Here is a 12,060-nt window from a genome sequence, read left to right on the forward strand (position 1 = left end):
CAGAGCGCTATATCTAAGCCGTTGCATTCCATCACGAAAACAAATGTAGAACACTGGCAATTTTACCTTTTTGTTTCAATTATTTGCACCCAGCTTGCGCAATGAGAACAAATGCGGTACAAAATCGCCATCGCTGGCGACATTGCTTGAGCGGCTTCAATAACCTAAAGGTGGATCGAATGTCACAGAATACATTGCGGCTTGTAGAGGACAAATCGGTGGACAAAAGCAAGGCACTTGAAGCGGCACTCTCACAGATCGAGCGGTCGTTCGGCAAGGGCTCAATCATGAAGCTCGGCTCGAACGAGAACGTCGTCGAGATCGAAACGGTTTCGACAGGTTCTCTCGGGTTGGATATCGCGCTCGGCATCGGCGGCCTTCCAAAGGGCCGTATCATTGAGATTTACGGACCAGAAAGCTCGGGTAAGACGACGCTGGCGCTGCAGACGATAGCGGAATCGCAGAAGAAGGGTGGCATCTGTGCCTTCGTCGATGCGGAACACGCGCTTGACCCGGTTTACGCCCGAAAGCTCGGTGTCGATCTGCAGAACCTCCTGATCTCGCAGCCGGATACTGGCGAGCAGGCGCTCGAGATCACCGATACGCTGGTGCGTTCCGGCGCTGTCGACGTTCTTGTTGTCGACTCGGTTGCCGCGCTGACGCCGCGTGCCGAAATCGAAGGCGAAATGGGCGACAATCTGCCGGGCCTTCAGGCGCGCCTGATGAGCCAGGCGCTGCGCAAGCTGACGGCTTCGATTTCGAAGTCCAACACCATGGTCATCTTCATCAACCAGATCCGCATGAAGATTGGTGTCATGTTCGGTTCGCCGGAAACGACGACCGGCGGCAACGCGCTGAAATTCTATGCGTCCGTTCGCCTCGACATCCGTCGTATCGGTGCGGTCAAGGAGCGCGAAGAGGTCATCGGCAACCAGACGCGCGTCAAGGTCGTCAAGAACAAGATGGCGCCTCCCTTCAAGCAGGTCGAATTCGACATCATGTATGGTGAAGGCGTTTCGAAGACCGGCGAGTTGGTCGACCTTGGCGTCAAGGCTGGTATCGTCGAGAAATCAGGGGCCTGGTTCTCCTATAACAGCCAGCGTCTTGGCCAGGGCCGCGAAAATGCGAAGCTGTTCCTGCGTGACAATCCGGATCTCCTGCGCGAGATCGAGACGGCGCTTCGTCAGAATGCTGGCCTGATTGCGGACCGCTTCCTGCAGAATGGCGGCCCTGATGCAAATGACGGCGACGAGGCTGCAGACGGCTGATTTGCCTGACGGTTTCCCAGAGTTCAAAACCGGTCGCATTCCTAATGAGATTGCGGCCGGTTTTGTTTGTCTGCTGGACAGTGGTTAAGGCGAGCGATAAAAGCCACTGGATTTAAGTTTTGACCTGCCTTCCGGCAGCATTGAAGGGCATAGCATGAGCGGTGTGAATGATATCCGGTCGACCTTCCTCGACTACTTCAAGAAGAACGGCCACGAAATCGTTCCGTCGAGCCCGCTGGTGCCGCGCAACGATCCGACGCTGATGTTCACCAATGCCGGCATGGTGCAGTTCAAGAACGTTTTCACCGGTCTGGAGCAGCGTCCATACAAGACGGCCTCGACAGCGCAGAAGTGCGTCCGCGCCGGCGGCAAGCATAACGACCTTGATAACGTTGGCTACACCGCACGCCACCACACCTTCTTCGAGATGCTCGGCAACTTCTCATTCGGCGATTACTTCAAGGAGCGGGCGATCGAGCTTGCCTGGAACCTGATCACCAAGGAATTTGCGCTCGACGCCAAGCGGCTGCTGGTCACCGTCTATCACACGGATGATGAGGCCTTTAACCTCTGGAAGAAGATCGCAGGCCTGCCGGACGAGAAGATCATCCGTATTCCCACCAGCGACAATTTCTGGGCGATGGGTGATACCGGCCCGTGCGGCCCATGCTCGGAAATCTTCTACGACCACGGCGCTCACATCTGGGGCGGCCCTCCCGGTTCGCCGGAGGAAGATGGTGACCGCTTCATCGAGATCTGGAACCTCGTCTTCATGCAGTACGAGCAGGTCACGAAGGAAGAGCGCATCGACCTTCCGCGTCCGTCGATCGATACCGGTATGGGACTGGAGCGCGTCGCGGCCGTTCTGCAGGGCAAGCACGATAACTACGACATCGACCTGTTCCGTGCCCTGATCGAGGCTTCCGAGGAGGTCACGGGTGTGAGGGCCGAGGGCGAGCGCCGTGCGAGCCACCGTGTCATCACCGACCACCTGCGCTCCTCTGCGTTCCTGATTGCCGATGGCGTGTTGCCGTCCAACGAAGGCCGCGGCTACGTGCTTCGCCGCATCATGCGCCGCGCAATGCGCCACGCCGAGCTCCTGGGTGCCAAGGAACCGATGATCTGGAAGCTGTTGCCGACGCTCGTTCAGGAGATGGGTCGCGCCTATCCGGAGCTGGTGCGTGCGGAATCGCTGATCTCCGAGACGCTGAAGCTGGAGGAAACTCGCTTCCGCAAGACGCTGGAGCGTGGTCTTTCACTGCTTTCCGATGCAACGACGACGCTCGGCAAGGGCGACATGCTCGACGGCGAAACCGCGTTCAAGCTTTACGACACCTATGGCTTCCCACTCGATCTGACGCAGGATGCGCTGCGCGCCCGCGAAATCGGCGTCGACATATCAGGCTTTACGGACGCCATGGAACGCCAGAAGGCCGAGGCGCGCTCGCACTGGGCCGGCTCCGGCGACAAGGCTACCGAGACGATCTGGTTTGAACTCAAGGAAAAGCACGGCGCGTCCGAGTTCCTCGGCTACGACACTGAGACCGCAGAAGGCGTTGTTCAGGCCATCGTGAAGGACGGTGCCGCGGTCGATGCTGCGTCGGCCGGCGACAAGGTTCAGATCGTCGTCAACCAAACGCCGTTCTACGGCGAGTCCGGCGGCCAGATGGGCGATACCGGTATCATCACCTCCGATACCGCAAAGGTTGAAATCACCGACACCCAGAAGAAGGGCGAGGGCCTCTTCGTCCACATCGGCATTGTTGTCGAGGGCACAGTGAAGGCCGGCGAGCCGGTTGCGTTGACGGTCGACCATGCGCGCCGTTCGCGTCTGCGCGCGAACCACTCCGCCACCCACTTGCTGCACGAGGCGCTGCGCGAAGTGTTGGGCACGCATGTGGCTCAGAAGGGCTCGCTCGTTGCGCCCGAGCGCCTGCGCTTCGACGTTTCGCATCCAAAGCCGATGACGGCCGACGAGCTGAAGGTCGTCGAGGACATGGCGAACGAGATCGTGTTGCAGAATTCACCAGTCTCGACGCGCCTGATGAGCGTCGATGACGCGATCTCGGAAGGCGCCATGGCGCTGTTCGGCGAAAAATACGGTGACGAGGTCCGCGTCGTGGCCATGGGCCAGGGCGTGCGCGGCGCAAAGGCCGGCAAGGCCTATTCGATCGAACTTTGCGGCGGCACGCATGTCGGCGCGACCGGTCAGATCGGGCTGATCCGCATTCTCGGCGAAAGCGCGGTAGGCGCCGGCGTGCGTCGTATCGAGGCGGTCACCGGCGAATCTGCGCGCGAATACCTGGCGGAACAGGACGAGCGCGTCAAATCGCTCGCAACGTCGCTGAAGGTGCAGCCGGCCGATGTTCTTGCTCGCGTTGAGGCGCTGGTGGACGAACGCCGGAAGCTCGAGCGTGAGCTGGCCGATGCGAAACGCAAGCTTGCGATGGGCGGAGGGCAGGGCGGCCCTGCCGATGCGGTTCGTGATGTTGCCGGCGTTAAGTTCCTCGGCAAGGCAATTTCCGGAGTCGATCCCAAGGACCTCAAGGGCTTGGCCGATGATGGCAAGGCAAGCCTCGGTTCCGGTGTCGTCGCGCTGATCGGCGTCGCCGAAGACGGCAAGGCGAGCGCAGTGGTTGCCGTGACCCCGGATCTGACGAGCCGGTTCAGCGCCGTCGATCTCGTGCGCGTTGCATCGGCGGCTCTTGGGGGCAAAGGTGGCGGCGGTCGTCCCGATATGGCCCAGGCCGGTGGTCCGGATGGGACGAAGGCTGATGAAGCCATTGAGGCCGTTGCGGTCGCACTGGCAAGCTGAGCGAATTGAAGTTTGTAAAGGTCTTAGAGAGGCGGGGCTGGTCCCCGCCTTTTTCTTTGCGGATTCGCCAAAGTCCGCAGGATTTGTCAAACCGGGCTATGGTTTTCTGCAGCCGATCGATTTGCAGGAGGTTTTGACAATGAACGGCGAAACGGCATGGGCGCTCTACGAGAACCGTCTCAGACGGGTATCAGCCTATATCCATGATCATCTCGACGAAGAACTCGACATGGATAAACTTGCCGGGATCGCCTGCATGTCGAGCTACCACTGGCATCGGATCTATCACGCGATTTTCGGCGAGACACTCGCGGCGACAGTCAAGCGATTAAGGCTGCATCGTGCAGCCGGCGACATGGTTCGCACGGATCTTTCTGTCGGGGAGATAGCAAAGCGATCAGGCTATCCCAACCTCCAGTCTTTCAACCGTATCTTCAAATCGGTCTATGGCATGCCGCCAGGTCAGTACAGGAAAGAGGGAAGCCATAAAGCCTTTGAACCCTCACCTAACGGAAAGACTGCAGCGATGTTCGACGTTACCCTACGGAAGATTGAGCCAATTCAATTGCTCGGAGTGCCGCACACCGGCTCGTACATGCAGATCGGCAAGGCGTTCGAGACCTTGTTCGGCACGCTCTATGCGCGCGGGCTTGCCAAGCCGACGATGCGGATGATCGGTGTTTATCTGGATGATCCCGATATCGTGCCGCCCGAGAAGCTGCGCTCGATCGCATGTGTGACTACGGACGGCGAGGTTGTCGCGACGGCGCCGTTCGAAGCGCGGATGCTCGACGGAGGCGAGTATGCCGTACTGCGTCACAAGGGGCCTTATGCAGACATGCACAAGGCTTACCAGTGGCTTTATGCGGAATGGTTGCCCGCCTCGGGTCGGCAGCTTCGCGACAGTGTGATGTTCGAGGAATACCTCAACAACCCACGTGAGGTTCCGCCGACCGAGCTCTTGACCGATATCTACATGGCGCTTGCCTGAGCGACCTGTTTCTACTGGGCAGCCTTCATGGCTTCGTCATCGATCGCGGTGGCACGCTTGTAGGCCGGGCGATCGGAGATGCGGCCGAGATAGTTGAGGAACGCTGGGCGCTTTTCAAGCGTACCTGTGCTCATGCCCCAGCCAATATGGGAGCCGACGTAAACATCGGCTCCCGTGAAACGATTGCCGGCAACGTAAGGTGTCGCACTGACGGCGCCTTCAAGCGCGTTCATCACGTCGGCGAAACTGCCATATCCCGCCATCCGGGCTTTGTCTGGTGGCGTCTCGAAGCCCAATGCCTTGTTGGTCGCCGCTGCCTCCAGCGGTCCGGCGGTAAAGAACATCCAGCGGTAGTAGCTGCCGCGTTCATCTGATGTTGGAGCGAGCCCGGCTTCGGGGAAGGTCTCAGCGAGGTAGGCGCAGATCGCTGCGCACTCAGTCACGATCGTTTTTCCATGTCTGATGGCCGGGACCTTTCCCATCGGGTTGACGGCGAGATATTCAGGCGCCTTCATCGTTCCGCCGAAGGTCATGATCTCTGTTTTGTACGGTACGCCTGTCTCTTCCAGCATCCAGCGGGCGATGCGGCCGCGCGACATGGGGTTCGTATAAAATACCAGTTCGTCTGCCATGAACTCCTCCTCGTTTGCTGAATGCAGCGTATCAAGTCCGCCATCAGGGACATAGGACAGAGAGGTCCGGCGCAAAGGCCCTAACTATCTACAGCGGCTTGCGATATTGGATGAAACCGGATCGTTCGGCGATCCTGTCGTAGAGTCTTCGGGCGGTGGCGTTTGTTTCATGCGTCATCCAGTAGAGCCGGCCAGCCCCATTCGCGCGGGCAAGATCCGCCACGGCATCGATGAGAGCCGCACCTGTGCCGAGACCGCGCTGCGTGTCGTCGACATAGAGGTCCTGAAGATAGCAGGTGTATTTCGGCAGCCAGGTCGAACGGTGGAAAATCGCATGAACGATACCGACAAGGCGGCCGCTGTCGTCGAAGGCGCCAAGCGCGTGCATGTCTTCGCCTGGATCCTGAAATCGGCTCCAGGTCAGGTTCGTCGTCTCGGGCGGGATAACAACCTCGTAGAAACGCTGGTAGCCGGCCCACAGAGGCTCCCAGGCGACCCGGTCGGATGGTTGCAGCGGACGGATTGTTATGGTCATCCTCTTGTTCCCTTTGCTTGTCCTTGAAACGAAAACGGCGGGGAAATCCCCGCCGTCCATTCGGATATTGGTCTTGGCTTAGGCCATCGCCTTCTGCAGGTTCTGATCGATCTTGTCGAGGAAGGCAGTCGTGGAGAGCCACGGCTGATCCGGACCGATGAGCAGCGCCAGGTCCTTGGTCATGAAGCCGGCTTCGACGGTGTCGACGCAAACCTTTTCGAGCGTCGCTGCGAACTTTGCGAGTTCCGCATTGTCGTCGAGCTTGGCACGATGGGCGAGGCCGCGGGTCCAGGCGAAGATCGAGGCGATTGAGTTCGTCGAGGTTTCCTGGCCCTTCTGGTGCTGGCGGTAGTGGCGGGTAACCGTGCCGTGTGCGGCTTCGGCTTCGACCGTCTTGCCATCCGGCGTAAGCAGAACGGAGGTCATCAGGCCGAGCGAACCGAAGCCCTGGGCAACCGTGTCCGACTGGACGTCGCCGTCGTAGTTCTTGCATGCCCAGACATAGCCGCCGGACCACTTCAGCGCCGAAGCGACCATGTCGTCGATCAGGCGGTGCTCGTAGGTGATGCCGATTTCCTTGAACTGGTCCTTGAACTCGGTCTCGTAGACTTCCTCGAAGATGTCCTTGAAGCGGCCGTCATAGGCCTTGAGGATGGTGTTCTTGGTCGACAGGTAGACCGGCCACTTGCGCATCAGGCCGTACATCATCGAAGCGCGGGCGAATTCGCGGATCGACTCGTCGAGGTTGTACATGGCCATGGCAACGCCGGCGCCGGGGGCGTCGAAGACTTCCTTTTCGATGACCTGCCCGTCTTCTCCGACGAACTTGATGGTCAGCTTGCCCTTGCCCGGGAATTTGAAGTCGGTCGCGCGGTATTGGTCACCGAAGGCATGACGGCCAACGACGATCGGCTGCGTCCAGCCGGGAACCAGGCGCGGAACGTTCTTGCAGATGATCGGCTCGCGGAAGATGACGCCGCCGAGGATGTTGCGGATCGTGCCGTTCGGGCTCTTCCACATCTGCTTGAGGTTGAATTCCTTGACGCGTGCCTCATCTGGCGTGATTGTCGCGCACTTGATGCCGACACCGTGCTTCTTGATGGCGTTGGCGGCGTCGATCGTCACCTGGTCATTTGTGGCGTCGCGGTTTTCAACGGAAAGATCGAAGTAATCGATCTCGAGGTCGAGATACGGATGGATCAGCTTATCCTTGATGAGCTGCCAAATGATGCGAGTCATTTCATCGCCGTCGAGATCGGCGACGGGATTGGCGACCTTGATCTTCTTCATGTATCTGCCTCGTTAAGCTTGGAAGGGACCGACGTCCCGGGTGGGTGATATAAAAATCCCGAGCGCTATAGCATTGTGGACCGGGAGTGCAAAGCCGGAAGCAGGATGCGGCGGCGTTTTTGCGGCCATTGCCAAGCGGAGGAAAATGGCTAGTCTCCGGCGCAAAACCATTGCCCGGATATTCGCCATGAAGAAGATTCCCCTTGTCCTCGCGATCCTGCTCGGTTCGACCTCGCCGATGCTTGCCGCCGACGTTACCGCGCCTGTGAAGGAGATCATGGATGCGACGATCAAGAACTGGTCGGGCGCAGATAGCGACTGGATCGACATCTTTGATCCGGGCAAGCTATCGCGGCTTTACAGCAAGGATTTCGTGACGAAATACCAGGCAGCGATCCAGAACCCGGCTGCTGACGAAGATGGTGTCTCGCCCTTCGACTACGATGTGATCGTGAATGGTGAGGATGCGTGTCCACTCGAAGATTTGACCTATGAGCCGAAGCCGACCGCCGGTGGCGCGACGGAGGTCGTCGTCACCTTCAAGAAGGCAACCTGCATGGACGACGGATCGGACAAGCAGGCGGTGACGACCGTTCGATTCGAGATGCTTGAAGAAGCCGGCAAGCCTGTTATCGACGACATCGTCACCGAGGGCGATCCCGGGCAACCGGCGAACTCGCTCAAGAATACGATGGTGCAGATCGCCAAAGGTCAGTGAAGCGCGGACTGCATTTTTCCAACGAAGCCTGTGTGCTACGTTTTCGTTGTTGAAGGGCGGTCGCTTCGGGTGATGGGGCCGTCCTCGGTGTGTCGAGAAATTCCCTCGGCCATTGGCTGTCGGGGGCTGAATGAGAGGCCAGGGCTGCTTGCTTTCCGGTTTTGATTTCCGCGACTGGCTTCTCGCCAACGACCCGGCGCTCTCGCGCTTGCGAATGGCGTCGCGCGTGACGCTGACAATGGCGCTCTCGTTCGGGGTGCTATTGGCAATCGACAGGCTGCTGCTTCCGCTTCCGACCGCTGCATATGGGTTGGGGCTTGTCCTGTCGATCGAGGGTGGCGTCGCGGTAAAGGACAAGGGGAGCGCACCGCAACTCGTGACACGCTTGCTCGGCTGTGCCGCAAGTGTCTGTGTCGTCGGCCTTGCCGCGGCCCTGGAATCAAATCGCATCGTTTCGGATGTGGCCTTTCTCATCATCATCTTTCTTGCTGCTGCCGGGCGAGTGTTCGGGCCACGCGGACACGCAATCGGCATGTTCGCCTTCACCTCCTATTTCATGGGTGCCTATTTCCGCCCCCCGCTTGGTGAGCTTCCGTTGATTGCGATGGGGCCCATCGTTCCGGCATTGATCGGGCATGTCGTGCGCTCTCTTGTCCTCCCCGATGATTGGCGCCCGGATCTCTTGCGCTCACTCGAAAGTGTGCGCGGCCGCATCAACCAGATCCTGTTCAAGATCGCGACGCTCGCCTCCGTTGGGCGAATGACGGCGAGGGATGCGCACAAATTAGAGCAGTTGGAAAACCGCCTGAAGGAAGTCGTTCTGATGGCCGAGGGGTTCATTCCGCGGCCGCCGTCCGGCGTGTTTGATGGTACCGAGCCTGCGGCAATCCTGGCGATCCGACTGTTCGACGTCCACCTTGCCGCGGAGAGTGCGATTGTGCTGAGCTCGCAGAGCTTGCCGCCGTTCGCTCTCGTTCATGCCGTCATCGAGGGCGATCCCGTTCTGGTGGAGGCGAAGAAATCGGATGATCTGCAGGCCAAGACGGCTCGATCCTTGATCCGGCTGGGAGAGGCGCGAGCGCTCCTCTCGGAAACGATCGAGAAGGGCTATTCGACAGGATTTGCCGAAGTCGGGGCCGTAACCGAAGCGACTGCTGCTCCCGCGAAGATCGACTTCTCGCTGGCCAATCCCCTGATCCGCGCGGCCCTGCAGATTACGCTGGCATCGGCAATCGCAATGACCCTCGGGCTGATGCTGTCACGCGAACGTTGGTTCTGGGCGGTGCTTGCATCCTTCCTGGTGTTCACCAACACGAATTCGCGTGGTGATACGGCGATGAAGGCCCTGCAACGCTCGCTTGGGACGCTGTTCGGGATTGCGATGGGCTTGTTTCTCGCAACAGCTCTGACGGGGCATATGGCGGTTGCCCTAGTAATCACCACGATTGCCATCTTTCTGGCCTTCTATTTTCTTCAGACATCCTACGCGACAATGACCTTCTTCGTATCGATTGCGCTTTGCCTAGTCTATGGCATGACGGGATCGCTGACAGTCGACCTGCTGTTGCTGCGCGTCGAAGAAACAATGCTTGGGGCTGCAGCGGGCACGTTCATTGCCTTCGTCGTTTTTCCTGCGCGAACGCGCAGCGCGCTCAATACGGCGCTGGCGACGTGGTTTTCGGCATTGGAAGAGCTGCTTTCTGCCGCAGCGGCGGGCGAAGCAACGAACGCGCTGATCGCTCTTTCGCAGAAGCTCGATGCGGCTTACCGGGACATAGCTGCAGCTGCCCGCCCACTCGGTTCGACCTGGTCGGTTGTCACCAGGCCGGGACACATACGGCAGACGCTCGCGATCTTTCTTGCGGCGACCTATTGGGCGCGAATCCTGGCGAAGGATTTCGACAGGAGCGCGTGTGACAACGATGGCATGAAACTGATCGATGCTGAACGTGAGCGTGCGACGCTTCTCGCAAAGCGCCAGTCTGACTGCTTCTTCGTCGACCAAAAGGCCAGCAGTGCACCGGAACGGCATTTGCCGCTGTCGCATGCGGGTGCGCGCCTTGGGGTCGAGATGATCGGCTCGACGCTCGATCGCCTCTACCCGAATGGTTGACCCTTGCCGTTTCGGCCCGGCTTGGCTATTCCGCCCGTAGCAAAAGGATCCAGCGTCATGGCAGGCACGAACAGCGAGCGGCAACTTCTTACGGAAGGTCCGGTAATCATTCTCGTCGAACCCCAAATGGGGGAGAACATTGGGATGGTCGCGCGGGCCATGGCGAATTTCGGTCTCTCGGTACTGAGGCTCGTCAATCCGCGTGACGGTTGGCCGAACGAGAAGGCACAGGCCGCCGCCTCGAAGGCCGACCACGTCATCGAGGGCACCAAGGTCTACGACACACTCGAGCAAGCTATCGCCGACCTGAACTTCGTTTACGCAACGACAGCGCGTGAGCGCGATGGCTTCAAGCCCGTACGGTCGCCCGTCGTGGCGGCGCAAACGCTGCGCGCCAAATTCCAGGCAGGCGAGGGCAGCGGCATCCTGTTCGGCCGCGAGCGCTGGGGACTCACGAACGAGGAGGTTGCGCTGGCCGACGAGATCGTCACCTTCCCGGTCAATCCTGCCTTTGCGTCGCTCAACATCGCCCAGGCGGTATTGCTGATGTCCTACGAGTGGATGAAGTCGGGCATGGAGGATGTCGGATCCGTTCCCTTCCAGGCGATGTCGCAGACGCAATCCACGAAGGAACAATTGTTCGGTCTCTACGACCAGTTGGAAGAAGCGCTGGATGCACGCAATTATTTCCATCCACCCGCGAAAAAGCCGAAAATGGTAGACAACCTCAGGGCAGTCCTTTCCCGTCGCGCGTTCACGGAGCAGGAAATCAGCGTGTTGCGCGGCGTAATCTCCTCCCTCGACCGCTTCTCGCGGAAATATCCGCGCGGGAGGCGGCCGCCCGTCGACGTCAAGGAACAGTCGGAAGATGACAGCAGCGCTGAATGAGCTGAAACCGGTTCTGGTCTTCGATTCCGGTATCGGAGGGCTGACCGTATTGCGGGAGGCGCGCGTGCTGATGCCCGAGCGCGGCTTCATCTACATTGCTGACGATGCCGGCTTTCCCTATGGCGGCTGGGAAGAGCAAGCACTGAAGGAACGGATCATTGGTCTTTTCGCCAAGCTGCTTGACGAGCATGATCCCGAAGTCTGCATCATCGCCTGCAACACGGCCTTTACGCTTGTTGGCGCCGATCTGCGTGCGGCGTTTCCGCAGATGACCTTCGTCGGCACGGTACCGGCGATCAAGCCGGCCGCCGAGCGGACACGCTCGGGGCTTGTCTCCGTGTTGGCAACGCCGGGTACGGTCAAGCGGGCCTATACGCGCGACCTGATCCAGTCCTTCGCGCAGCAGTGCCATGTGCGTCTGGTCGGGTCCGAAAATCTGGCCCGAATGGCCGAGGCCTATATCCGCGGTGATGTGGTGTCGGATGAGGCTGTTCTTTCCGAGATAGATCAATGCTTCGTGGAGAAAGACGGATCGAAGACCGATATCGTCGTGCTCGCCTGCACGCACTATCCCTTCATGGCGAACGTCTTCCGTCGACTTGCGCCCTGGCCGGTAGATTGGCTCGATCCCGCTGAGGCAATTGCCCGGCGTGCCCGCAGCCTCGTGCCGCATGTCGCCGATGCCGTGCATCCCGATAATTTCGACTTTGCGGTCTTCACCTCAGGCAATCCCGATTTTGCGACGAGGCGGCTGATGCAGGGTTTTGGTCTCAAGGCTTGATGGGCTGCTTGCAGGGCTGACCGGCTGGT

10 protein-coding genes are annotated in these 12,060 nt (G+C 59.6%); 7 read left to right on the forward strand and 3 right to left on the reverse strand.

The genetic code is table 11. The features are described from left to right. The first annotated feature begins 179 nt into the window (after positions 1–179). The 3 genes from recA to AS026_RS17780 all read left to right on the forward strand — a co-directional run bounded on the left by recA (position 180) and on the right by AS026_RS17780 (position 5,074). On the forward strand, positions 180–1,268 hold the full coding sequence (gene recA, locus AS026_RS17770) for a recombinase RecA (protein ID WP_016554154.1): 1,089 nt from the start codon (positions 180–182) through the stop codon (positions 1,266–1,268). Positions 1,269–1,422: 154 nt separating this feature from the next. Beyond that, positions 1,423–4,083 (forward strand): alanine--tRNA ligase, encoded by a 2,661-nt coding sequence (gene alaS / locus AS026_RS17775; RefSeq protein WP_062370809.1) that lies wholly within the window; start codon positions 1,423–1,425, stop codon positions 4,081–4,083. 139 nt (positions 4,084–4,222) lie between these two features. Further along, on the forward strand, positions 4,223–5,074 hold the full coding sequence (locus AS026_RS17780) for an AraC family transcriptional regulator (protein WP_025661691.1): 852 nt from the start codon (positions 4,223–4,225) through the stop codon (positions 5,072–5,074). A gap of 11 nt (positions 5,075–5,085) precedes the next feature. Here the strand turns inward: AS026_RS17780 and AS026_RS17785 are convergent, their stop codons facing one another. The 3 genes from AS026_RS17785 to AS026_RS17795 form a co-directional block, all read right to left on the reverse strand. After that, positions 5,086–5,706, reverse strand: coding sequence for a glutathione S-transferase family protein (locus AS026_RS17785; protein ID WP_018854856.1), 621 nt, complete (start codon positions 5,704–5,706; stop codon positions 5,086–5,088). Between the two features lie 88 nt (positions 5,707–5,794). Beyond that, a complete protein-coding gene (locus AS026_RS17790; protein ID WP_025661692.1) occupies positions 5,795–6,241 on the reverse strand; it encodes a GNAT family N-acetyltransferase in 447 nt (148 codons plus the stop codon). Positions 6,242–6,319: 78 nt separating this feature from the next. Continuing rightward, positions 6,320–7,531, reverse strand: coding sequence for an NADP-dependent isocitrate dehydrogenase (locus AS026_RS17795; RefSeq protein ID WP_018854858.1), 1,212 nt, complete (start codon positions 7,529–7,531; stop codon positions 6,320–6,322). A gap of 187 nt (positions 7,532–7,718) precedes the next feature. On the opposite strand from AS026_RS17795, the gene AS026_RS17800 reads away from it, so the two are divergent. From AS026_RS17800 to murI, 4 genes are all read left to right on the forward strand, one after another. Then, positions 7,719–8,249 carry a hypothetical protein gene (locus AS026_RS17800; RefSeq protein WP_029867446.1) on the forward strand — a complete coding sequence of 177 codons (531 nt, stop codon included), beginning with the start codon at positions 7,719–7,721 and terminating at the stop codon, positions 8,247–8,249. A gap of 130 nt (positions 8,250–8,379) precedes the next feature. Further along, on the forward strand, positions 8,380–10,362 hold the full coding sequence (locus AS026_RS17805; protein ID WP_082728552.1) for an FUSC family protein: 1,983 nt from the start codon (positions 8,380–8,382) through the stop codon (positions 10,360–10,362). Positions 10,363–10,419: 57 nt separating this feature from the next. After that, positions 10,420–11,250 carry an RNA methyltransferase gene (locus AS026_RS17810; RefSeq protein ID WP_018854861.1) on the forward strand — a complete coding sequence of 277 codons (831 nt, stop codon included), beginning with the start codon at positions 10,420–10,422 and terminating at the stop codon, positions 11,248–11,250. Next, positions 11,231–12,031 carry a glutamate racemase gene (gene murI, locus AS026_RS17815; RefSeq protein WP_025661695.1) on the forward strand — a complete coding sequence of 267 codons (801 nt, stop codon included), beginning with the start codon at positions 11,231–11,233 and terminating at the stop codon, positions 12,029–12,031. Before AS026_RS17810 ends, murI begins: the two co-directional genes overlap by 20 nt. Positions 12,032–12,060: the final 29 nt, after the last annotated feature.

It is taken from the genome of Rhizobium altiplani (assembly GCF_001542405.1).
GTDB lineage: Bacteria > Pseudomonadota > Alphaproteobacteria > Rhizobiales > Rhizobiaceae > Rhizobium > Rhizobium altiplani.

Bases quoted from the DNA above. Each gene is read 5' to 3' on its own strand.
- recA (WP_016554154.1), top strand. From the start codon at position 180: ATGTCACAGAATACATTGCGGCTTGTAGAGGACAAATCGGTGGACAAA.
- alaS (WP_062370809.1), top strand. From the start codon at position 1,423: ATGAGCGGTGTGAATGATATCCGGTCGACCTTCCTCGACTACTTCAAG.
- AS026_RS17780 (WP_025661691.1), top strand. From the start codon at position 4,223: ATGAACGGCGAAACGGCATGGGCGCTCTACGAGAACCGTCTCAGACGG.
- AS026_RS17785 (WP_018854856.1), bottom strand. From the start codon at position 5,706: ATGGCAGACGAACTGGTATTTTATACGAACCCCATGTCGCGCGGCCGC.
- AS026_RS17790 (WP_025661692.1), bottom strand. From the start codon at position 6,241: ATGACCATAACAATCCGTCCGCTGCAACCATCCGACCGGGTCGCCTGG.
- AS026_RS17795 (WP_018854858.1), bottom strand. From the start codon at position 7,531: ATGAAGAAGATCAAGGTCGCCAATCCCGTCGCCGATCTCGACGGCGAT.
- AS026_RS17800 (WP_029867446.1), top strand. From the start codon at position 7,719: ATGAAGAAGATTCCCCTTGTCCTCGCGATCCTGCTCGGTTCGACCTCG.
- AS026_RS17805 (WP_082728552.1), top strand. From the start codon at position 8,380: ATGAGAGGCCAGGGCTGCTTGCTTTCCGGTTTTGATTTCCGCGACTGG.
- AS026_RS17810 (WP_018854861.1), top strand. From the start codon at position 10,420: ATGGCAGGCACGAACAGCGAGCGGCAACTTCTTACGGAAGGTCCGGTA.
- murI (WP_025661695.1), top strand. From the start codon at position 11,231: ATGACAGCAGCGCTGAATGAGCTGAAACCGGTTCTGGTCTTCGATTCC.